Origin of the sequence: Promicromonospora sp. NPDC057488, from assembly GCF_042802395.1 — a bacterium.
In the GTDB taxonomy this organism is placed as follows: domain Bacteria; phylum Actinomycetota; class Actinomycetes; order Actinomycetales; family Cellulomonadaceae; genus Promicromonospora.
Genome location: NZ_JBHVEG010000061.1, coordinates 1 through 22,340, shown reverse-complemented (window position 1 = coordinate 22,340; position 22,340 = coordinate 1). Strand labels below are relative to the sequence as shown.

Genomic DNA, 22,340 nt, shown 5'->3' with positions numbered 1-22,340 from the left:
TCTCACAGCTCGGCCGGCAGCGCGGCTGACAGCTCCGCGAGGCGACGGCGGAGGAGCTTCCGGTCGCCCTCGCGGTCCACCTGGGCGAGCGCCCGCCGGTACTCCGCGGCGGCCTCCTCCGGCCGCCCGGCCCGGAGCAGCAGGTCGGCCCGCACCGCCGGGAGCAGGTGGTACGTCGCCAGTGCGGGCGCGGCGGCGACCTCGTCGAGCACGATCAGGCCGGCCTCGGACCCGCGCAGCCTGCCCACCGCGACCGCGCGGTTCAGCGCCACCACGGGCGAACGCGTCATGTCCAGCAGCACGTCGTAGAGGGCCGTGATCTCGGTCCAGTCCGTGTCGTCGGCCGTCGCCGCCCGCGCGTGCAGGGCCGCGATCGCCGCCTGCACCTGGTACGGGCCCGGGCGGTGGTTCGCGAGCGCGTCGTCCAGCACGGCCAGGCCCTCGGCGATCTCGTCCTCCCGCCAGAGCGAGCGGTCCTGCTCGTCCAGCACCACGGGCACGCCGTCCAGGTCCAGGCGCGCCTCCCGCCGGGAGTACTGCAGCAGGAGCAGCGCGAGCAGGCCCGTCGCCTCGGGCTCGTCGGGCAGCAGCCGGGCCACCAGCCGGGCGGCCCGGACCGCGTCGTCGCCCAGGGCGCGGCGCGCGGCGGCGCCACCGGCGTCGTCGGCGGGCTCGGACCAGCCGTCGTAGCCCTGCGTGAACAGGACGTACAGCACCGCCAGCACCGCGGACACCCGCTCGTGCAGCAGCTCCGCGGGCGGCACGCGGAACGAGATGCCGGTGGCGCGGATCTTGCGCTTGGTCCGGGTCAGCCGCTGCGCCATGGTCGTCTCCGGCACCAGGAAGGCCCGCGCGACCTGCGCCGTCGTCATACCCGTGAGGCTGCGGAGGGTGAGCGCCACCCGGCCCTCCAGGGGCAGGGCCGGGTGGCAGCACGTGAAGACGAGGCGGAGCAGGTCGCCGTCGCGCTCGTCCGGCCCGACGGCGGCCCAGCCCGCGTGGTCCAGCGTGCGCACCGCGGTGTCGCCCACCGGGTCGGGCTCCGCGGCGCCGTCCTCGGCACCCGGCACTCCCCCGGCCCGGTAGGCGAGCCGGGCGGCCGTGGCGGTCTTCTGCGCCTCGACCGCCCGGCGTCGCAGCCGGTCCAGCGCCCGGTTGCGGGCCGTGGTGGTGAGCCAGGCGCCCGGCCGGTCCGGGACGCCGTCCCGCTCCCAGGTCCGCAGCGCCACGGCGAACGCCTCCTGCGCGCAGTCCTCCGCGAGGTCGAGGTCACCGGTGCTGCGCGCGACGGCGGCGAGCACCCGGGCCCACTCGTCCCGGAAGGCCGCGGAGACCGCCTGCCCGACGTCGGTCACGCCCGGTCCCCGCTCACGCCTCGGTCGGCACGCCGTCGTCCAGGCCCAGCGGCCAGAAGGGGCGCAGCTCGATCGCCCCGGTGTACGCCATCGGGTGGGCGGCGGCGATGCGGATGGCCTCGTCGAGGTCGGGGGCGTCCAGGACGTCGAAGCCCGCGACGACCTCCTTGGTCTCGGAGAACGGACCGTCGGTGACGATCACCTCGCCGGCGCGGACCTGCACGCCGACGGCGTCGGCGGGCGGGCGCAGGCGGTCGCCGAGGACCGCGCGGCCGGTGTCGTAGGTGTCGCGGACCCAGTCCTCGATCTGCGGCACGTCGCCCGGCTCGGCCGGGGCGTCGGGGGTGGACAGGACGAGCATGAGATAACGCATGGTGTGCTCCCTTCCGGGGTGGTCCCCGGAGTCATCGTCGCGCGGCCGGGCGGCCGCGTCATCCTGACGACGAACGGGACGATGCCCCCACGACACCCGTCCGCGAAAAAGTCAGAACGCCACGACCTCGTACCCCTCGGACTCCAGGCGGTCGACGACGGCGGACCGGTGGTCGGCACCCTTCGTCTCGAGCTGCAGGTTGACCCACACCTCGGACACGGACAGCGAGACGTCGGTCCGCGTGTGGTCCACGGCCACGATGTTGGCGCCGGCGGCCGCGATGGTCTCCACGAGCCGGGCGAGCGCGCCGGGCTTGTCCGTCAGCCGCACCTGCAGCTTGAGGTACCGCCCGGCCGCGACGAGGCCGTGCTGGACCACGCGCAGCAGCACGAGCGGGTCGATGTTGCCGCCCGACAGCACCGCGACGACCGGCCCGGCGAACACGCCCGGCCCGGCGGCCATGATGCCCGCGACCCCCGCGGCACCCGCGGGCTCGACCATCAGCTTCGAGCGCTCCAGCACCGCCAGCAGGGCGCGGGAGAGCTGGTCCTCGGTGACGGTCCGGACCTCGACGCCCTCCTTCTGCACGATGCCGAACGGCACGTCGCCGGGCAGGCCCACGGCGATGCCGTCGGCCATCGTGGCACCGAGCACGCCCGCCTGCGGCTTGCCCGCCTTGAGCGAGCCGGGGTAGGCCGCCGCCGACGCCGCCTGCACGCCCACGACCTTCACGTGCGGGGCGATCTCGGCCAGCACCGCCGCGATCCCGGCCACGAGCCCGCCGCCGCCCAGCGGCACGACGACGGTCGCGACGTCGGGCACCTGCTCCAGGATCTCCAGGGCGACGGTGCCCTGGCCCGCGACGACGTCGACGTGGTCGAACGGGTGGATGAGCACCCGGCCGGACCGGGCGGCCTCGACGCGCGCGGCGGCCAGCGCCTCGTCCACGGACGAGCCGACCATGCGCACCTCGGCGCCGTACCCGCGGGTCGCGGCGACCTTGGGCAGGGCCGCGTCCACGGGCATGTAGACGACGGTGTCGATGCCGAGCATCCCGGCGGCGAGCGCGACGCCCTGCGCGTGGTTCCCGGCGGACGCCGCGACGACGCCGCGCTCGCGCTCCTCGGGTGACAGGCGCGCGAGCCGCACGTAGGCGCCGCGCACCTTGAACGAGCCCGCGCGTTGCAGGTTCTCGCACTTGAGCAGCACCTTCGTGCCGGCGATCGTGGAGAGCGCGCGGCTCTCCGTCACGGGCGTACGGGTGATGACGCCGTCGAGCAGCTCGGCGGCAGCCCGGGCGTCGTCGGCGGACACCGTGAGGTGACCGCCGTAGGACTCCAGGTCGAACGGATCCAGTGGCACAGCGCGCATGTTGCCCGACTACGCCGCCAGATGCACGTTCAGCGCTTGGGATCACCCTCCGGCGCGTCCGGTCCGGCGCCCGGTTCCGTGTTCGCGGAGACGTCGTCCACGGCCGTCTCGGCCAGGACGCCGGGGCTCCGGCGCAGGCGGAGCGGGATGGGCGGGGCGTCGGCCGCCCGCCATCGGATCGGCAGGGCGTCCTCGTCGCCGAGCTCGGGGAACTTGTCGTGCCCGTTGAGGTACAGGATCACGGTGTTCAGCACGGCCGCGAGGGGCACCGCGAACAGGGCGCCGATGATGCCCGCCGCGAAGGAGCCGGCGGCCACCGCGAGGATGACGGCGACGGGGTGCAGCGAGACGGCCTGGCCCATGAGGAACGGCTGCAGCGCGTGCGACTCGATCTGCTGCACCAGCAGGACCACGCCGAGCATGATGAGGGCCGCGACCCAGCCGTTCGAGACGAGCACGACGACGACCGCGATGGCGCCGGTGACGATGGCACCGACCACGGGCACGAACGAACCGACGAACACGAGGATGGCGATCGGCAGCGCCAGCGACGGCACGAAGAACACCGCGCCGATGCCGATGCCGACGGCGTCGACCGCCGCGACCAGGATCTGCGTGCGGGTGTAGGCCGCCAGGGTGACGGCGCCGCGCCGGCCGGCCTGGTTGACGCGTTCCCGGGCGGACAGCGGGAGCAGGCCGACGATCCAGCCCCAGATGCCGCGCGGGTCGTGCAGGAAGAAGAAGGTGCAGAACAGCGCGATCAGCGCGCCGACCAGGACGCTTCCCGCGGTCGCCGCGGCGCCCAGGGCGCCGCTCACGATCGCGCTCTGCTGCGCCTCGAGCTGGTTGAGGATGTCCTCGCTGTAGCTCTGCAGCTCGTTCTCGAGCCCGAACGTGGCGGACAGCTGCGACCACAGCTCGTTGAAGCCGCTGATGGCCTGCGTCCGCAGGTCGGCGAACCCGTTGGCGATCGACTGCCCGGCCAGGGTGATCAGGCCCGCGACCACCACGATCAGGCCGATCAGGGAGAGGCCCGCCGCCAGCCCGCGCGGGACCCGCAGCCGCTCGTTCAGCAGGCGCCGTACCGGCGTCAGCATGATCGTGAGCAGCAGCGCCACCGCCACGGGCACCACGATCGTCTTGAGCAGCGCGAGCAGCCACAGCGCGGCGGCGATGAACGCGCCGATCAGGAGCATGCGCCAGGACCACGAGGCGGCGGCCCGGATGGCCGGCGGGACGGCGCCCGACTCGTCGGTGCGGGGCGGCGCTGTGGTCTGGCTCGACGTCACGCTTGTCTCCTCGGTCTGTGGCACGGACAACACCCTAGGGGAGCACACCGACAGCCCGCTGGCCTGCTCACGCGCCGCACGGAAGGTGCACCGCGTGCTCACGGGTCCGACAGATGCGTGACGTCAGTCGGCCAGCTTCCGCTTCTGCGGGTAGACCGTCTCGCCCCGCTCCAGCATGCCGACGAACTTGGTGATGTTCCGCGCCCGGGTCTCCGGCTTCTTGACGCCGGTGATCCGGAAGAGGATGGCGAACCGGTTCTGCGCCGTGAGGATCGCGAACATCTCCGTCGCGCGCGGGCTGGCCGCGAGCGCCTCGGCGAGGTCGGCCGGCACCTCGATGTTCTTGCTGCCCTCGTAGGCGACGTCCCAGCGGCCGTCGTCCTTGGCCTTGTCGATCTCCTGCTGGCCGCGGGGACGCATGCGCCCCTCGGCGATCAGGCCGTCCACGATTCGCACGTTGCGCGCGGACCAACGGCTGCGGGACCGGCGCGGGCAGAAGCGCTGCAGCGACGTCGTGTCGTCGCGGCTGCGGCCCTGGGCGTCGATCCAGCCGCTGCACAGCGCCTCGTCGAGCGCGGTGTCGTAGGTCAGGGTGGTCGGCGCTTCCTTGTTCTTGCGGGCGAGGATCAGCCAGACGCCGTCCGACGTCCCCTCGTTCTCGTCGAGCCAGGCACGCCAGGCGGCGACGTCGGTGAACAGGACCTCGGCATCGGTGTCGGCCATGGGCCCGACGCTACGCCGGGCCACTGACATCGACCCGGGCACTGACATCGACACCGGCAATGACGCTGACACCGCCGAACGGCGAGGCCTACGGTGGCGGTATGACGACCTGGCAGATCAGCACGTCCACGGGCGATCCCGGGCGGGTCGCGACCATCCTCCCGGGCAGCGGGTACACGGCACAGGGCCCGGTGCTCTGGTATGCCGCCAAGGTGCTGCACTCGGCGGGCTGGACCGTCCGCACGTTCTCGTGGGACGAGCTCTCCCCGGACTGGGGCCACGCCCGCCGGGTCTACGGGGAGTCGCTGCGGCAGGCGACCGTGCCGGACGGGGGCCGGCACCTCGTGGTCGCCAAGTCGCTCGGTTCGTTCGCCCTGCCGGTCGCGGCGGAGCTCGGCCTGCCGGGGGTCTGGCTGACGCCGGTGCTCACCGGGGACGCGGCCGGTCCGGTGCGCCACGCGATCGCCGCCGGGACGGCTCCGACGTTGCTCGTCGGCGGCGCGGCGGACCCGTTGTGGGACGGCGACGTCGCCGCCGCCTCGGGTGCCCAGGTGCTGGAGGTCGACGGCGCGGACCACTCGCTCGAGGTGCACGACTGGCGCCGGTCGCACGAGATCCTCGCCCGCGTCACGGCGGCGGTGGAGGAGTTCGCGGCGCGGCTCTGAGCTAGCCCGGCGTCGGACGCCCGTCGCGGGGTCCGAACGCGCGCAGGGCGTCGGCGTCGCTGTTGGCCGACGTCACGTACTCGCGCGCCCACTCCTCCGCGCCCGGGTACGCGCTGCCGGCGGCGACGGCGGCCACGGCGGCCTTGACGTCGACCGGCGTGTGCCGCAGCTCCACCTGGCCGTCCCGCAGGAGCGCCCACGACCCGCCGGCGCGGCCGTAAGGCATGCCGACGCTGCCGGGGTTGACGCACAGGCGCCGGTCGGCGAGCCGCACGAACGGCATGTGGGTGTGTCCCATGACCACGGTCGTGACGTCGGGGTCGAGCCCGCCGAGCACGTCGGCCCAGCGCTCCAGCGAGGAGTCGACGAGCACCACCTCCTCGTCGTCGCGCGGGGTGCCGTGGCAGAACACGACGCGGCCGAACCCGCGCACCGTGAGCTCCACGGGGTGCGGCAGGCCGTCGAGCAGCGCGACGTCGTCGGGCCGGAGCTGCGCCGCCGCCCAGGGGGCGACCGGGTCCGGGATGTCCGTGGTGCCGCCCCGGGCGAGCTCCACGAGCTCCCGGTCCGCGTTCCCGCGCACCAGCACGGCCCGCTCCCCCAGGGACCGGAGGCGGTCCAGGACCTCGACGGGCTGCGGCCCTGCGGCGTGGTCGCCGGTGACGACCACGCGGTCGGCCGCGAGCACGTCGGGCTCCGCGAGCACGGCGTCCAGGACGGGGAGCACCCCGTGGACGTCCGACAGGACCGCTACCGCACCGACCTCGCTGCTCATGTGCCGACCCTGGCGTGCGCGGCCGCCCGGCGCCACCGGATCTGCCCACGGCAGAAGACGAGACCATGTCGCAGGACTGGGTGAAGTCGCCTAGGGTATAAGCATTAGACAGGAAAGGTGTCTGATGCTTATCACCGAACCGTGGACCACGATCGCCGACCATCTGGGCCTCGTCGTCACGGCACCGCCGGAAGACAGCGTTGCCGACGTCGTGCTCGCGGGCGCAGGCTGGCCGGCCACGGCGTATCTCACGAAGAGCTTCCCGGCCCCGATCCGACCTGCCACCGTCCACGCCCATGCCGCATCCGCACGGGAACGGGGCGTCTCGCTGCTGCTCATCGTGCCGTCCGCGAGCGCCGGGGTCAGCCGAGCGGCTCTGGACGAGAACGTGTCCCTGCTCGTCGTGCCGGGTTCGCCAGGCGGCCCCGTGCGTGGCTTCCTGCTCTCGCCAGCAGGCCGGCGCGATCTGGCCGATCTCGACGCCACGACAGAACCGAGCAGGCGCCCAGGACGTGTTCCCTGGGCGACGTACGCACTGGCCTTCGAGCTCCTCGAAGCGCCGACAGCCTCCCAGCGCGTGCTGGCCGCCCGGATCGGGGTGACCCAGCCACGCATCAGCCAGGCCTTGCGAAACCTGGGTGACGCCGTGCACCGCACCCCTGCCGGCTGGGAGGTGCGCTCCCCCGATGATCTGGCCGACTGGATCCTCGCCCGGTACCCGTGGCAACCGAGGATAGCCACCTCGTGGCTGACTCTCGACGCACCGGTGGCAGCTGCCCGGCACGCCACGACGCACCTGACGGAACGGGGCATCGAACACGCGGTCGGCGGCGACGTCGCCGCCGACTCCGTCGCGCCCTGGGCTCGGCCGTCCAGCGCCTGGATCTGGACGGCGGCGCAGGTCGACCTCCAGGAGATCGGGGCGACGCCGACGACCGCGGACGCGGCGAACCTGTTCCTCGCCGTCCCCGACGACCCCTATCTCCTGCCCGCAGCCGCGCGTTCGAAGAACGACTATCCGGTCCTCCCCCCGTGGCGGGTGTGGATCGACCTCGCACACCAGGGTCACGACGACGCCGCGGTCACCCTTCGACGCCACCTCACCACACGAAAAGGTCAGCCATGACCGTCCTCCAGCTCACCTCGCCGTCGGCAGCGACCGACGGCGCCTGGCTCGCCGCCGCCGACGTCGCAGCGATCAGCGCGTCGCTCGATGTCGAGTACCGCCTGGTCGGCGGGATCGCCACCACGCTCCTGACCCACGTCCACGGGGTCGCGGACCGTGTGCCCGCACGGGAGACCGCCGACGCGGACATGGGTGTATCCACGTCGGTGTGCTCAGATCCGCGCCTGCCCGAAGCCCTGTCAGGGCTCGGTTACACGCGAGAGGACGGCAGCCGCTTCACACGCGGCGCCCCCGGCGCACGGCGCGTCATCGACGTGCTCGTCCCTTCGTATCTCGGCAAGCACGAGCCCAACCAGGAACTGGGCGCCCTGGTCGTCGACGCCGTGCCCGGCCTGTCGCTCGCTCTCGCTCTGCCTGCGACGGAAGTGATGCTGGCAGCCCACCTCAGTGACGGGAGCGCCGTTGAGCTGTCCCTCTTGCTCCCCGACATACGCGCTGCGCTCGTTCTGAAGGCTTACGCCTATCGGGAACGACTCACGGACAGGGACGCCGTCGACATCTGGAGGCTTCTCGAGTCCGTGGAGAACGCGGGGCTCCAGGCCGGCGACTGGCCGGCTCGGGCGAGCGGGCGTGATGCTGCGGCCTACCTGCACCAGTTCTTCGGCGCCCCGGGGGCGCCGGGTGCACGGCGCGTGTCGTCGGCACCGGGGACGCAGGCGCGGGTGCGGCTTCTCGTGCAGAGGCTCATACCCCGGCCCGGGTGAGCATGCCGGAACACCGCCACGCCCCTGCTTGTTGTGATGGACAAACGTGCCACCGCACGAATCAGACCCAAAGGATGTGTGTTCGATGAACTTCCTGAACTCCCTCTTCGGCCCCGGCTCCGGTTCGAGCAAGACCACCATGGTGGCTCCCGAGGACGCCCTGCCCGGCCGCTCCGCGCCGGTGCTCCAGACCCCGCGCCCGCACACCGTCCTGGGTTCGTCGATCACGGGCCCGTGGGAGCCCGGAACGCGCGTGCTCTACCTGGCGATGGGCTGTTTCTGGGGCGCCGAGGAGATCTACTGGCAGGTCCCGGGCGTCGTGAGCACCGCCGTCGGCTACATGGGCGGCACCACGCCCAACCCGACGTACGAGGAGGTCTGCACCGCGCGGACCGGTCACACCGAGACCGCGCTCGTGGCGTACGACCCCACCAAGGTGAGCGAGGCCGAGCTGCTCAAGATCTTCTGGGAGCGGCACGACCCGACGCAGGGCTTCCGCCAGGGCAACGACGTGGGCACGCAGTACCGCTCGGGCATCTACTGGACGACGCCGGAGCAGGCCGAGGCCGCGCAGGAGACCGCCAAGCAGTACGCCGAGGTGCTGAGCGCCAAGGGCTACGACGCGATCACCACGGAGATCGAGCCCGCCGCCGAGGCCGGCCCGTTCTACTACGCCGAGGACTACCACCAGCAGTACCTGTCCGACGCGAAGAACCCGAACGGCTACCGCTGCCACGCGACCACGGGCGTCCCGTTCCCGGCGACCGCGGCGTGACGACACACCGGTGCGCCCGGTGATCCGTCGGACGGATCACCGGGCGCACCGGCATGTGCGGGACGGGCTGTCAGGCCGGTCCTGCGTTGAGGTTCAGCGGCTCATCGCGCGACGTCGCGCGATGATCAGCGAGACACCTGCCGCGACGGTGAGCAGGGCGGCACCGCCCAGAATCGCCGCGTCCGTCGGACCTGTGGCAGCCAGCTCGCCCGGCTGCTCCGGCTGTTCCGGCTGTTCTGCTCCAGGCTCACACGACACCTCGTCGAACTTCACCATGTAGTCCGCGATGCCCGACTCCGTCAATTCCCATCCCTCTGGAAAGTTCCAGTGCGCGAACCTGTAGCCGTCCGTCGTCTTCGCTCTCACGATGTACCACCAGTCGGGCTCGTTGTCCTCGATCTCACGCATCGTGTAGGTGATCGCACCATCGGCCGGCAACGTGATGGTCGGTTCTCTCAGCTCACCGTCCACGCACTCCGGGCCGGTCACCACGGGCACCTTGGGCACGACCAGCTCCTTATGCGCACACGGCACGTCCTCGAATCTCACCGTGAACATCGCCGTGTCACCGGAGTCCAGCACGCGCCAGCCCTCCGGCAGCTCCGCCGCCCAGGTGTAGCCCTCGCGCAGCGTCGCGCGCACGCCCACGATCAGGGGCACGCTGTCGAACGGGGGACCGATCTCGGGGTCGTCCCACTCGTAGTCGATGGCGTCGTCGTCCGCCGGGAGCGTCATCGTCGGGGCGATGAACTCGTCGCCCTCACATTCCGGCAAGGTGAAGGCGGGCGTCTCGGGCACGACCTCGATCAGCGCGTCGTCCGTGGCGGACGGTTCCGGAGTCGCTTCCGGGGTCGCTTCCAGGGCCACTTCCGGAGTCGCCTCCGGGGCCACTTCCGCGGTCTGGGTGGACCCCTCGGTGTCGGCCGCGATCGCCGGCGTCGCACTCAGCGCCCCGGTCAGACCGACAGCGAGGGCGACGACAAGCGGCCTCGCACCGATCAGTCTTCGTTGCTTCTGTCCGAACATCTTTGTTCCTCACGTCCTCTTCGGTTCCGAACCGCAGGACCCGCCGTCAGGCAGGTCCTGCGGTTCGGTTCAACGGGCCGCCACCCGGCGTCGCGCGATGATCAGCGCGACACCTGCCGCGACGGTGAGAAGGGCGACTCCGCCCAGAACCACAGCGTCCCCCGGTCCGGTGGCAGCCAGCTGCTCCGGCTCCGACCCCGACTGCTCGGGCTGTCCCGCACCCGGCTCGCACGACACGTCGTCGAACGTCACGTCGAACCACGCGACGTCCGGATCGGAGATGACCCAACCCTCAGGGGCTTCCTTGCCGAAGAAGTAGCTCCAGGAAGTCTTCGCGAGCACGCGAGGGTCGCCGTCGTCGTACTCACGCAGCTCGTAGGTGACCCCCTCGGTGCTCTCCGGCACCGTGACCGTCGGCTCCGTCAGCTCACCGTCCACGCACTCCGCCTGCGTCACCACGGGCAGCTCCGGCACGATCGGGTCGTTGTGCGGCGCGCAGGGCACGTCCTCGAACCTCACGTCGTAGGCGCCCCCGGTCTCCGACAGACGCCACCCCTCCGGCACATCCGCACCCCAGGTGTAACCCTCCTTCAGCGTCGCGTACACATGCAGGTTGATCGGCACGAGGAACGGGTACGTGTACCAGTAGTCCTCGAACTCGTAGGTGATGCCCTCGCTGTTCTTCGGGGCCTTGAGCGTCGGCGGGATGTACTTGTCGCCCTCGCACATCGGCCAGGTGATCGCGGGGATGTCGGGCACGACCTCGATCAGCGCGTCGTCCGTGGCGGACGGTTCCGGGGTCACCTCCGGGGTCGCCTCCGGGGCGGCCTCCTTGGTCGCCTCATCGGCAGCCTCGGTAGCGGTCTCCGTGGTGGATTCCGTGGCGGCCTCAGTGGCGGTCGGTTCCGCGGTCTGGACCTGGACCTGGCCCTCGCCATCGGCCGCGAGCGCCGGCGTCACGCCCAGTGCCCCGAAGACACCGGCGAGGCCGAGAGCGATCACGGCGCTCACCGGCTTCGCACCGATCAGTCTTCTCTTCTTCCCTGCAAACATGTCGGCTACTCACACCTTCCGGTCAGCTATGAAGTTCGTCACTTGAATCGTCCCGGCTGCCGTGAGTCCGATTCGGCGCCTTTCGGTACGTATCTCGTGGAGACACAAGTGCCGCTTCACCCGCAGTTGTGAAGGTGGGTGAACATAAGGTCGAGCACATGATCCGTATGCCTGCCACCGAGATCACCGTCCGCGCAGAGGACTGGTACGCCCGCGACCTGTCCGGCGAGGACCACATGGCCACGCTGTTCGCCGACGTCGACCTGACGGAGGCCACCGGGACAGGCGCCACGTTCGACTCGTGCGTTTTCCGCGGCGTCCGCTTCAACAGCGCCCACCTGACCGAGATCGCGTTCACGTCCTGCGTCTTCGACGCGTGCGTCTTCTTCGACACGACGCTGGAACGCTGCAAGCTCGTGGGCACCCAGTTCAACAACTGCCGGTTCGACCTGCTCAAGGTCGAGGGCGGCAACTGGTCCTTCACCAACCTGCACCGGGCGGCGCTGGCCGGCACCCGGTTCGACGGCGTCCGCCTGCGCGAGGCCGACCTGTCGGGGATCAAGGCGTCCGGCGCCGTCCTGCTCGGCTGCGACATGTCCGGGGCGGACCTCGGCGAGGCCGACCTCCGCAACGCCGACCTGCGGGGCAGCGACCTGTCCGCGCTCGACCCGCTCGGCGCGAACCTCACGGGCGCGGTGGTCGGCGAGGCCCAGGCGATCCTGCTGGCCGAGCGGCTCGGCCTGGTGGTCCGGCCCGACTGAGAGGCCGGGCGCCGCCTATGCTCGGGTCGCTCGCACACGCAACGGAGCACCGCTCTGGGAAGACGAGGATCGATGAAGATCAGCCGCGACCTGACCGACTGGACCGTCACCGCGACGGGTGGCCCCGTCCCGGCGGACCTCGCCGGGGTCCCCGTGCCCGCGACGGTCCCGGGCACGAGCCACACCGCCCTGCTGGAGCAGGGCCTCATCCCCGACCCGTACCTCGGCACCAACGAGACCGAGCTGGCCTGGATGAAGCGCGCCACCTGGCGGTACGCGACGGTCCTGGACGAGCCGGCCGCCGACGACGACGAGCACGTCGACCTGGTCTTCGAGGGCATCGACACGGTGGCCGGCGTCGTCGTCGACACGGACGTGGAGCAGACCGCCGTCGGCCAGGGGCGGGTCGAGCTGGGCCGCACCGCGAACATGCACCGGTTCTACCGGTACGACGTGCGTGGGCTCGTCGGCACGCCGGCCAACCTGATGGTCGACCTCGACTCCGCGCTCGAGACGGCCGAGGCCGAGGCGGAGCGTCTCGGCGCGCGCCCGATGGCCTACGACCAGCCGTTCAACATGGTGCGCAAGATGGCCTGCTCGTTCGGCTGGGACTGGGGCCCCGACCTGCAGACGGCCGGCCTGTGGAAGCCCGTCCGGGTGGAGCGCTGGCGGGTGGCCCGGATCGCGAGCGTGACGCCGCTGGCCACGCTGGCCGACGACGGCACGGGGCTCGTCGACGTGCGCGTTGAGATCGAGACGTCCGGGCTGGGCGACATCCCGCGGCTGACCGTGGACGTCTCCGTCGGGGACCGCGGGACGACCACCGGCGTCTCGGCCGGCTGGTCCGGCGGCGTCCTGGACGTCCGGGTGGAGGCGGGCGACGTCGACCTGTGGTGGCCCGCGGGCCACGGCGAGCAGCCGCTCTACCCGATCGAGGTGGCCGTCCACGTGGGCAACGGTGAGGACCGCTCCGAACCGCTGGACCTCTGGTCCGGCCGGGTCGCGTTCCGCACCGTCGAGCTGGAGCGCGAGCGCGACGAGCACGGCACGAGCTTCGTGTTCCGCGTCAACGGCAAGCCGGTCTTCGCCCGCGGGGCCAACTGGATCCCCGACGACCACCTGCTGACCCGCATCACCCGCGAGCGCCTCGAGGAGCGCGTGGACCAGGCGCTCGGCGCGAACCTCAACCTGCTGCGGGTGTGGGGCGGCGGCATCTACGAGTCCGACGACTTCTACGACGTCTGCGACGAGAAGGGCGTCATGGTCTGGCAGGACATCCTGCTGGCCTGCGCCGCCTACCCGGAGGAGGAGCCGCACCGGTCCGAGCTCGAGGCGGAGCTGCGGGAGAACGCGTCGCGGCTGGCGCCGCACCCGTCGCTGGTGCTGTGGAACGGCGGCAACGAGAACATCTGGGGCCACGAGGACTGGGGCTGGAAGGAGCCGCTGGGCGACCTGACGTGGGGCGCCGGCTACTACTACGAGCTGTTCCCGAAGGTGCTGGCCGAGGTCGACCCGACCCGCCCGTACTCCGACGGCTCGCCGTACTCCCCCGGCTTCACTCCGGAGCAGGTGCACCCCAACGACCCTGACCACGGCACGCACCACCAGTGGGACGTGTGGAACCGGGTCGACTACACGCACTACCGCGACGACGTGCCGCGGTTCTCGTCGGAGTTCGGCTTCCAGGGCCCCGCCACGTGGGCGACCTCCCGGCGCGCGATCCTTCCTGACAGCGCTGACGTGCCGGACGGGTTCAAGGAGTCCGAGGTCTTCCTGCTGCACCAGAAGGCCGACGACGGCAACGGCAAGCTCGACCGCGGCCTGGCCCCGCACCTGGGCGTGCCCGAGGGCTTCGTCGACTGGCACTGGGCGACGCAGCTCAACCAGGCGCGCGCCATCCAGTACGCCGTGGAGCACTACCGGTCGTGGTGGCCGCGCACGGCGGGCGCGATCGTGTGGCAGCTCAACGACTGCTGGCCCGTCACGTCCTGGGCCGCCGTCGACGGCGACGGCCGGCGCAAGCCCCTCTGGTACACGATGCGGCACGCGTTCGCCGACCGGCTCGTCACCGTGCAGCCGCGGCCCGACGGACTGGTCGCCGCGCTGGTCAACGACACCGACGAGCCCTGGGCCGGGCAGCTCGGCGCGGACCGGACCACGCTGGCCGGCGAGGTGCTGGCGACGTCGGACAGGGCGGTGGTCGTGGCGCCGCGCTCGGTGGCCCTGGTCCCCCTGGAGGGCGACCTGGTGGCCGTCGCCGACGCCGCGCGCGAGGTGCTGGTGGTGTCCCTGGGCGCCGAGCGCGGGCTGCACCGGTGGGCCGAGAGCAAGGGCCTCGCCCTGGACGCCGAACCGCTGCAGACCGCGGTGACCGGCCAGGACGACGGCTACCGCGTGGAGGTGACGGCGACGTCGCTGGCGCTGGGCGTCACCCTGCTGGCCGACCGGCTCGACCCCGGCGCCCAGGTGGACGAGCAGGTGGTCGACCTGCCGGCGGGGGCGACCGCGGTGTTCCACGTGACGACCGGCCGGGAGCTCGACGTCGCGGCGCTGGTGTCCCGGCCGGTGCTGCGCACGGAGAACGACCTCGTGGCGCGCTAGGGACATCACCCGCCCTGGCGGGACGAGACCCGATCCGATGTCAGAGACCGCGCGTACGGTGTGGTCCAGGGGGCGAAGGGACACGCCATGAACAGGTTCGACGAGGTTTCCAGCTGGTCCGTGCTGCGCCGCGACGGGGTCGCCGTGGTCGTGGCCCATCCCGAGCGTGGGCTGCCCCTCGTGCTGCACTGGGGCGCCGACCTGGGCGAGCTGACGCCCGCGGACCTCCAGGGGCTCGACGCGGCAACGAGCCGGCAGACGGCGCCGGGCACGCTCGACGCCGCGTGGCGCCCCTCGCTGCTGCCGCAGGAGTCGGACGGCTGGGCGGGCCGGCCCGGTCTGCTGGTGGCGGCCGGAGGCATCTCGCTCTACCCGCGGTGGACCGTCACCGAGGCCGAGCGGGACACCGCCTCCCTGCTGGTCACGGCTCAGGACGGCGACCTGGGGCTCACGCTCCGCTCGCACCTGGAGATCGGGGCGGGCGGGCTGGTCCTGCTGTGGCACGAGCTGACGAACGACGGGCCCGAGCCGGTCGACGTGCACTGGCTCGAGGCGCTGCTGCCCGTGCCCCGGTCCGCGGACCACCTCACGCAGTTCACCGGCCGCTGGTCCCGCGAGAAGTCGCCGGTCACCACGGCGCTGCCCGGCGGCAGCACGGTGCGGCAGACCCGGCGCGGCCGGTCGGGGCACGACGCGCCCTGGGTGACGGTGGCGTCGTCGGGCGAGCCGCGCAACCGGACCGGCGAGGCGTGGGCCACCCACCTGGGGTGGAGCGCCGACGTGACCCACCGTGTGGACCACCTGACGGAGCACGCCACGCTCCTCGGGGCGGGCGAGCTGGTGCGGCCGGGCGAGGTCCGGCTCGCGCCGGGCGAGGCGTACCGCACGCCGGTCGCGTACTTCTCCTGGTCGCCGCGGGGCCTCGACGGCGTCCAGGACCGGTTCCACACCTGGATGCGGGCGCGGCCGCAGCACGTGACCAGCCCGCGGCCGCTGGTGCTGAACACGTGGGAGGCCGTGTACTTCGACCACTCCCCGGCCAAGCTGGAGCGGCTGGCGCGCCGCGCCGCCACGGTGGGCGTGGAGCGCTTCGTGCTCGACGACGGCTGGTTTCACTCCCGGCGCGACGACACCACCGGGCTGGGCGACTGGGTCGTGGACCGCGACGTGTGGCCCGACGGCCTGGGCCCGCTCGCCGGCCTGGTCCACGAGCTGGGCATGGAGTTCGGGCTCTGGTTCGAGCCCGAGATGGTCAACCTCGACTCCGACCTGGCCCGCGCGCACCCGGAGTGGATCCTGTCCAACACGGCCGCCGTGCCGTCGCCGGACGGGCTGTCGTTCCGCACGCAGTACGTGCTGGACCTCGCCGTCCCGGAGGCGTGGGAGCACGTGCGGGGCCAGATCTCGGCCCTGGTGACCGAGCTGGGCATCGACTTCATCAAGTGGGACCACAACCGCGACCTCGCCGAGCCCGTGCACGTCGGGGCGGACGGCGTCGGGCGGCCGGGCACGCACCTGCAGACCCGCGCCGCGTACGCGCTGATCGCACGCCTGAAGGCGGACCACCCGGGGCTGGAGATCGAGTCGTGCTCCTCCGGTGGCGCGCGCACCGACCTGGGCATCCTGGAGCTCACCGACCGCGTCTGGGCGTCCGACTCCAACGACCCGGTCGAGCGCCAGGACATCCAGCGGTGGACCTCGCTCGTGCTGCCGCCCGAGCTGATCGGGGCGCACGTCGGCCCGTCGCCGGCGCACTCGTCCGGGCGCACCACGGACCTCTCCTACCGGGTGGCCACGGCGCTCCAGGGCCACGCCGGGTTCGAGTGGGACCTGCTGACCTGCACGGACGCCGAGCTGGTGGCCGTCACGGCGTACGCGGCGCTCTACAAGGAGCTCCGGTCGCTGGTGCACACCGGCACAGTCGTGCACGGCGACCCCGTGGACCCGGCGCTGCGGGTCACGGGTTTCGTGTCCCCGGACCGCACCCAGGGCGTGTGGACCGTGGCGACCGTGGCCTCGCCCCAGGACGCGCTGACCGAGCGGGTGCGGCTGGACGGGCTCGACCCGGCCCGCCGCTACAGCGTGCGGGTGCGCGACGAGGTGGGGTCCGCGAAGTGGATGGGCGGGATCACGCCGGGCTGGCTGGGCAAGGAGGCCATGGACCTGCCGGGGTCAGTGCTGACCGGCGTCGGGCTCCAGCTGCCCACCCTGTGGCCCATGCAGGCCCTGGTCGTCCAGGCGACGGCAGTCCCGGAGAGCTAGCAGTCGAGCGCGGGACTAGCCGTCGAGCGCGCCCTGCCGGCGCAGCACCATCAGGGTCATGCCGCCGCCGGCGAGGGCGACCGCGATGAGCGTGTAGCCGACGATGCTGCTCGCGCCGGTGGCGGCGAGCCCTTCCGACTCGTCCCCGCCGCTCGGCGGCACGTCGCCCGTCGCGCCCGGGAAGGCGAGCTCGACCAGGTGGGATCCGCTCAGGGGGCCGGAGTTCGGGGAGGCAGCCAGGGTGGGCGCCGCGAACGCGACGGCCGGGGAGGCGACGAGGCCGGCGACGAGGAGCGCGGAGGCTCCCATGACGGTCATCTTGCGCACTGGGCGCTCCTTACGAAACGGGGGTCAGTCCCCGTGCCCGATGGCGAGCACGATTCCCGGATCGTAGCGACGATGGCGCAGATCGCCAATATCTGCCAATCTCCGTAAAAACGGTACAGAACTTGGCAGTCGCCCTACCGTCCTTTGCCTTTCTTCTTCTTGTTCGACGCCGGGCGCGCACCCTTGCCGCGCGGAACGGCTCCGCGACCGCCGGACTTCGCACCGCCCCGGCCTGCCGCCGACCGGCTCTTGGCCCCGGCCGGACCGCCCTTGACCTGGTTCTTCACCCCGGAGCGCCCCGTTTTCGCTGTCGGCGCATCTCCCGTCGTGCCGTCCTGGGCCCGGCCGGCGGACGGCGCGCCCCGGCCGCGCGAGCTGTTCACCGTGCGCCCCCGGACGATGCCGATCAGCTCCTCGACCAGGTCGGTGGTGCGGTCGATCGGCCAGACCAGGCCCACCGGCGACGTCGGCCCGTCGGTGAGCGGGCGGTACGTCACGTCCTTGCGGCGGTGCAGGCGCGCGAGCGACATCGGCAGCACCGCGACGCCCACGTTCGCGGCGACGGTCGCGACGACGTCGGCCGTGGTCGGCAGCCGGTCCAGCGGGTTGCCGTCCGGGTCGGCCGGCACGACGCCGGGTACCGGGCGGCCGGCGAACAGGACGTCGTCGGCGGGCACCCAGACGGGGTCCTGCGCGATGTCGGCGGCGGCGACCGCCTCGTCGTCGGCCAGCGCGGCGAGCAGGTGGTCCCGCGAGAAGCAGACCACCGACGTCTCCTCGTACAGCGGGATCGCGGAGTACACGTCCTTGTCCACGGGCAGGCGGCCGATCGCGGCGTCCGCGTCGCCGGCCGCCAGCGCCGCGACGACGTCGGCCGACTCGACCTGGACCAGGTCGAGGGGCACGTCGGGCAGGCGCTCGCGCCACACGCTCGCCCACTTGCCAGGCGTCGCGCCGGGCACGTAGGCGAGGCGGAACCGCGGGGCGTCGGGGTCGGCGGCGGGCGCGCCCGGTTCGGCGGAGGTCGGGACGTCGGCGAGGTCGTCGAGGTCGTCGCCCGGGGCGGGCGGTCCGACGTCGGGCACGGGCTGGCTCACGCCCCCAGGCTACGGGCCCCTGGACGATCCCGGCGGCAGTCCGCCCCGCGTCCCCCGCCGCCCGGGCACACGAGCGGCGAGGATCACGCCCGCCATGGAGAGCGTGGCGGGCGCACCCCGATACCCTGGGAACATGAGTTCCTCCTTCGCCTCGCAGCGGTTCAAGCCGTCCAACGCCGCCAAGCGACTCGGCGTCTACCTGCCTGCCACGCCGCAGGAGTTCCAGGACACCCCGATCTCGCGCGCGGAGCTCGAGGAGCTGGAGACCAACCCGCCCGAGTGGCTGGCCGAGCTGCGCCGCAACGGCCCGCACCCGCGGCCGGTCGTGGCGGGGCGTCTCGGCATCTCGATCGCGGGCCTGGCCCGCGGCGGCATCACCGACCCGCTGACCACCGAGCAGATCAACGAGCTGCGGGACAACCCGCCGGAGTGGCTGGCGCAGGAACGCCAGACGGCCGAGCAGGTGCGGGCCGAGGAGGAGCGCGTCGAGGAGGCCCGCAAGGCCGCCGAGAAGAAGGCCCGCTCCGCCCGGTGAGCCCCGAGGTGGACGCCGTCCTCGCCCGGCTCGTGCCGTACCCCGAGGACGGCTCGCGTGCCGACGGCCCGGTCGCGGTCGACGCGACCGACCGGCTGCTGCTCGACGAGGCCAGGGCGCTCATCCAGGAGCACCCCGGCGACGTGGTGGTGATCGGTGACCGGTTCGGGGCGCTCACCCTGGGCGCGCTGGCGTCCGGCGCCCTGCGGGTCCGCGCGCACCAGGACGCGATCACGGCCGAGGCCGCGCTCGAGGCCAACTTCACGCGAGCGGGCCGCACGCTGTGGGCCGCGCACGCGCAGGCGTCCGCCGACGCGCCCGTCCCGCGCGAGCCGACCGGGATGGGCCTGACCCGCCACGACCGTCTCGAACCCAGCCTGTTCGCGGGCGCCCGACTCGTGCTGCTCCAGCTCCCGACGTCGCTGGCCGAGCTGACCGAGATCGCCGAGCACGTGGCCCGGTACGCCGACCCGGCGGTCACGCTGCTCGCCGGCGGCCGCGTCAAGCACATGACGCACGCGATGAACGACGTGCTCGCCGCCTCGTTCGCGCAGGTCGGCGCCTCGCTCGCCCGGCAGAAGTCGCGGCTGCTGATCGCGCGGGAGCCACGGTCCGACGTCGGGCCGCTCGCCTACCCCGTGACCGCGCGGCTCACCGACCCGGAGATCCTGGCGGCGATCAGGCCGCAGGCCGGGACGGACCCCAGGAACGGCGCCCCTGACGGCCTCACCGTCGTCGCGCACGGCGCCGCGTTCGCGGGCGCCACCCTGGACCACGGCACGCGGTTCCTCCTGGCCCAGGCCCATCGCTGGCCCGACCTGCCGGACCTCCCGGCCCCGGACCCGGCGGCCGACGCCCCCACCCCCGTGCCCGGCATGGACGTCCACCCGGTCGCCGTCGACCTCGGGAGCGGCACCGGCATCCTCGCCACCGTGCTGGGCCTGCGGTACCCCAACGCCCACGTGCTCGCCTCCGACCGGAGCGCGGCCGCCTGCGCCTCGACCAGGGCCACGCTCACCGCGAACGGCCTCCGCGCGGCGGGGGTCGTGCGGGACGACGCCGGGGCGCTGCTCCCGATCCCGGACGGCTCGGCCGACCTCGTCCTGCTCAACCCGCCCTTCCACGACCGCGCCGCGCTGAGCACCGACGCCGCCCACCGGATGTTCGCCACCGCGGGCCGCGTCCTGCGCGACGGCGGCGAGCTGTGGACCGTCTTCAACACGCCGTTGCACTACCGGCGCGCGCTGGAACGCGCCGTCGGGCCCACCGAGCACGTGGCCCAGGACCCTCGCTTCACCGTGACCCGGAGCGTGCGGAAACTACTTACCGACATGTCAGTGACCGGCGGTTAGCCTGGCTGGGCGCTCGACCGGGCGCACCCGCACGGCAGCACGCCCGGCCCCGGCCGGCCTGCCCCGAGCACGTAAGGAACTGTCGATGAGGACACTTCGCACCACCCTGCGCGGCGCCGCCGTCGCGGCGGTCGCCGCATCGCTCGCCGCGGGAGCCGCGGTCACGGCGCTGCCCGCAACCGCCGCCCCGGCCGCTGCCGACGAAGCCAGGGCCATGGCAAAGGCCTCCACGACGAAGCCGGAGAAGCCCGGCAAGCACAAGCCGAAGAAGGCGGCGGCCGACCCGGACTTCGGCGCCAACGTCACCTTCATCGACGAGACCTGGACCGCCGACGAGATCAACGCGTTCCTCGACACGGTGAACGACGAGGCGGAGTTCAGCCTCGACCGGCACCAGGTCTTCTTCGAGCCCGGCACCTACGGGAGCGCCGCGGGCCAGGACAACCCGGCCACGGCCACCGGCATCGTCAACGCCCACGTGGGCTACTACGAGTCGATCGCGGGCCTCGGCGCGCAGCCCGACGACGTCCACATCAACGGCGCCCTGCACGTGGAGCCCGTCGTGGGCTGCCCCAACGAGCCCTGGGCCTGCGCCGACCCCGGCTCGCTGACCCGCTTCTGGCGGTCGATCTCCAACATGGGCATCAACCCGATCCAGCGCCCGGTCGGCGAGGACGCGGCCCTGCCGTACCCCGCGGGCGTGACCGAGCCGCACCAGATGCGGTTCGCCGTCTCGCAGGCGGCGCCCATGCGCCGCATGGACATCCAGGGCAACCTGACGATCTTCGGCCGGTACGGCGAGTTCGCCTCGGGCGGCTACCTCGCCAACTCGCGCGTCTCCGGCACCATCGTGTCCGGCTCCCAGCAGCAGTGGTTCACCCGCAACTCCGAGGTGGGCGCCTGGGACGGCGGCGTCTGGAACATGCTCTTCTCCGGGGTGACGGGCGCGCCCGCCACCAACTTCGGCCAGCAGGTGGGCGAGAACGTCGGCGTGACGACGACCGTCGGCTCCACGCCGGTCAGCCGCGAGGCCCCGTTCCTGTACCGGGGCGACAACGGCGAGCTGTCCGTGTTCGTGCCGAACGCGAAGACCGACAGCAGCGGCACCGACTGGTCCACCGGATCGGACGCCGGCCGGTCGATCGGGATCTCCGACTTCTACGTCGCCAAGGAGGGGACGGACGACGCCGCGTCGATCAACGCCGCGCTCGCCAGTGGCAAGAACCTCGTCCTGACCCCGGGCGTGTACGAGCTCGACGCGCCCCTGGCCATCGACCGCGCCGACACCGTCGTGCTCGGCCTGGGCTACGCCTCGCTCACCCCGACCGCCGGCAACGCCGTCGTCGAGGTCGGCGACGTGGCGGGCGTCAAGATCGCCGGCATCACCGCCGACGCCAACGTCCCCGAGTCGGAGACGCTCATCCAGGTCGGCCCGCAGGGCGCCACCGTGTCCGACGCCGCCGACCCGACCACGCTGACCGACGTCTTCGTCCGCGTGGGCGGCCCCTGGGCGGGCAAGGCCGTCACCTCCATCGAGGTGAACAGCCCCGACACGCTCCTGGACCACATCTGGGCCTGGCGCGGTGACCACGGCAACGGCATCGGCTGGGACGTCAACACCGGTGCCCACGGCGTCGTCGTCAACGGTGACCGGGTCACCGCGACGGGGCTGTTCGTGGAGCACTACCAGGAGGAGCAGACCATCTGGAACGGCGAGGACGGTCAGACGCTCTTCTACCAGAACGAGATCCCGTACGACGTGCCGAACCAGGCCGCGTGGATGGACGGCGACCGCCTCGGCTACGCCGCCTACCGCGTCGCCGACGACGTGCAGAACCACTCCGCGATCGGCACCGGCACGTACTCGTTCTTCAACCAGGGCCAGGACATCCGCCTGGAGTCCGGCATCCAGGCGCCGGACGCCCCGGGCGTGACGTTCCGGTCGATGACCGCCGTGTTCCTCAACGGCTCGGGCGGCATCAACCACGTCATCAACGGCACCGGTGGCGCGGTCCAGCAGGGCACGCAGCGGACGCAGGTGGTCAGCTACCCCTGACCCGCTGCTGAACTGACGAGTGCGGGGTGTCCGTCGAGCCATCGGCCCGGCGGC

20 protein-coding genes are annotated in these 22,340 nt (G+C 72.7%); 10 read left to right on the top strand and 10 right to left on the bottom strand.

What is annotated here, in order from left to right; translation table 11 throughout:
* Positions 1–2: 2 nt before the first annotated feature.
* From ACFU5G_RS14540 to ACFU5G_RS14520, 5 genes are all read right to left on the bottom strand, one after another.
* Complete coding sequence (locus ACFU5G_RS14540; protein ID WP_377245649.1) at positions 3–1,355, bottom strand: RNA polymerase sigma factor; 1,353 nt, start codon at positions 1,353–1,355, stop codon at positions 3–5.
* A gap of 13 nt (positions 1,356–1,368) precedes the next feature.
* The gene (locus ACFU5G_RS14535) at positions 1,369–1,728 is read right to left on the bottom strand and encodes a YciI family protein (RefSeq protein WP_121386945.1); all 360 of its coding nucleotides are present in this window, start codon (positions 1,726–1,728) and stop codon (positions 1,369–1,371) included.
* A 111-nt stretch (positions 1,729–1,839) separates the two neighbouring features.
* On the bottom strand, positions 1,840–3,099 hold the full coding sequence (ilvA, locus tag ACFU5G_RS14530; RefSeq protein WP_377245646.1) for a threonine ammonia-lyase: 1,260 nt from the start codon (positions 3,097–3,099) through the stop codon (positions 1,840–1,842).
* Positions 3,100–3,128: 29 nt separating this feature from the next.
* Positions 3,129–4,388, bottom strand: a complete 1,260-nt coding sequence (locus ACFU5G_RS14525) for an AI-2E family transporter (protein WP_377245643.1) — start codon at positions 4,386–4,388, stop codon at positions 3,129–3,131.
* Between the two features lie 123 nt (positions 4,389–4,511).
* On the bottom strand, positions 4,512–5,111 hold the full coding sequence (locus ACFU5G_RS14520) for a YdeI family protein (RefSeq protein WP_377245640.1): 600 nt from the start codon (positions 5,109–5,111) through the stop codon (positions 4,512–4,514).
* A gap of 101 nt (positions 5,112–5,212) precedes the next feature.
* On the opposite strand from ACFU5G_RS14520, the gene ACFU5G_RS14515 reads away from it, so the two are divergent.
* On the top strand, positions 5,213–5,776 hold the full coding sequence (locus ACFU5G_RS14515; RefSeq protein ID WP_377245637.1) for a hypothetical protein: 564 nt from the start codon (positions 5,213–5,215) through the stop codon (positions 5,774–5,776).
* Position 5,777: 1 nt separating this feature from the next.
* On the opposite strand, the gene ACFU5G_RS14510 is transcribed toward ACFU5G_RS14515, so the two are convergent.
* Positions 5,778–6,551 carry a metallophosphoesterase family protein gene (locus ACFU5G_RS14510; RefSeq protein WP_377245634.1) on the bottom strand — a complete coding sequence of 258 codons (774 nt, stop codon included), beginning with the start codon at positions 6,549–6,551 and terminating at the stop codon, positions 5,778–5,780.
* 124 nt (positions 6,552–6,675) lie between these two features.
* On the opposite strand from ACFU5G_RS14510, the gene ACFU5G_RS14505 reads away from it, so the two are divergent.
* The 3 genes from ACFU5G_RS14505 (at position 6,676) to msrA (ending at position 9,216) form a co-directional block, all read left to right on the top strand.
* Entirely contained in the window at positions 6,676–7,677 is a 1,002-nt protein-coding gene (locus ACFU5G_RS14505; protein ID WP_377245631.1) for a hypothetical protein, read from the top strand.
* Positions 7,674–8,441: a hypothetical protein gene (locus ACFU5G_RS14500; protein ID WP_377245628.1), complete on the top strand. Its 768-nt coding sequence runs from the start codon at positions 7,674–7,676 to the stop codon at positions 8,439–8,441. Before ACFU5G_RS14505 ends, ACFU5G_RS14500 begins: the two co-directional genes overlap by 4 nt.
* An 85-nt stretch (positions 8,442–8,526) precedes the next feature.
* A complete protein-coding gene (gene msrA / locus ACFU5G_RS14495) occupies positions 8,527–9,216 on the top strand; it encodes a peptide-methionine (S)-S-oxide reductase MsrA (protein WP_377245625.1) in 690 nt (229 codons plus the stop codon).
* Between the two features lie 93 nt (positions 9,217–9,309).
* Here the strand turns inward: msrA and ACFU5G_RS14490 are convergent, their stop codons facing one another.
* Positions 9,310–10,242 (bottom strand): hypothetical protein, encoded by a 933-nt coding sequence (locus tag ACFU5G_RS14490; RefSeq protein ID WP_377245622.1) that lies wholly within the window; start codon positions 10,240–10,242, stop codon positions 9,310–9,312.
* Between the two features lie 69 nt (positions 10,243–10,311).
* Complete coding sequence (locus ACFU5G_RS14485) at positions 10,312–11,253, bottom strand: hypothetical protein (RefSeq protein ID WP_377245619.1); 942 nt, start codon at positions 11,251–11,253, stop codon at positions 10,312–10,314.
* A 200-nt stretch (positions 11,254–11,453) separates the two neighbouring features.
* Here ACFU5G_RS14485 and ACFU5G_RS14480 point away from each other — a divergent pair, with 200 nt between their 5' ends.
* From ACFU5G_RS14480 to ACFU5G_RS14470, 3 genes are all read left to right on the top strand, one after another.
* Positions 11,454–12,056: a pentapeptide repeat-containing protein gene (locus tag ACFU5G_RS14480; RefSeq protein WP_377245616.1), complete on the top strand. Its 603-nt coding sequence runs from the start codon at positions 11,454–11,456 to the stop codon at positions 12,054–12,056.
* Positions 12,057–12,128: 72 nt separating this feature from the next.
* Positions 12,129–14,657 carry a glycoside hydrolase family 2 protein gene (locus ACFU5G_RS14475; RefSeq protein ID WP_377245613.1) on the top strand — a complete coding sequence of 843 codons (2,529 nt, stop codon included), beginning with the start codon at positions 12,129–12,131 and terminating at the stop codon, positions 14,655–14,657.
* Between the two features lie 87 nt (positions 14,658–14,744).
* A complete protein-coding gene (locus ACFU5G_RS14470; RefSeq protein WP_377245610.1) occupies positions 14,745–16,919 on the top strand; it encodes an alpha-galactosidase in 2,175 nt (724 codons plus the stop codon).
* Between the two features lie 15 nt (positions 16,920–16,934).
* On the opposite strand, the gene ACFU5G_RS14465 is transcribed toward ACFU5G_RS14470, so the two are convergent.
* Together ACFU5G_RS14465 and ACFU5G_RS14460 are read right to left on the bottom strand one after the other, a co-directional pair.
* Positions 16,935–17,246, bottom strand: coding sequence for a hypothetical protein (locus ACFU5G_RS14465; RefSeq protein ID WP_377245607.1), 312 nt, complete (start codon positions 17,244–17,246; stop codon positions 16,935–16,937).
* 134 nt (positions 17,247–17,380) lie between these two features.
* Positions 17,381–18,343, bottom strand: coding sequence for a LysR substrate-binding domain-containing protein (locus tag ACFU5G_RS14460; protein WP_377245604.1), 963 nt, complete (start codon positions 18,341–18,343; stop codon positions 17,381–17,383).
* 133 nt (positions 18,344–18,476) lie between these two features.
* Between ACFU5G_RS14460 and ACFU5G_RS14455 the strand changes: the two genes are divergently transcribed.
* The 3 genes from ACFU5G_RS14455 (at position 18,477) to ACFU5G_RS14445 (ending at position 22,286) form a co-directional block, all read left to right on the top strand.
* Complete coding sequence (locus ACFU5G_RS14455) at positions 18,477–18,878, top strand: DUF5997 family protein (RefSeq protein ID WP_377245601.1); 402 nt, start codon at positions 18,477–18,479, stop codon at positions 18,876–18,878.
* Positions 18,875–20,230 (top strand): class I SAM-dependent methyltransferase, encoded by a 1,356-nt coding sequence (locus ACFU5G_RS14450; RefSeq protein WP_377245598.1) that lies wholly within the window; start codon positions 18,875–18,877, stop codon positions 20,228–20,230. Before ACFU5G_RS14455 ends, ACFU5G_RS14450 begins: the two co-directional genes overlap by 4 nt.
* Positions 20,231–20,315: 85 nt before the next feature.
* A complete protein-coding gene (locus ACFU5G_RS14445) occupies positions 20,316–22,286 on the top strand; it encodes an adenylyl cyclase (protein WP_377245595.1) in 1,971 nt (656 codons plus the stop codon).
* The last annotated feature ends 54 nt before the right edge of the window (positions 22,287–22,340 follow it).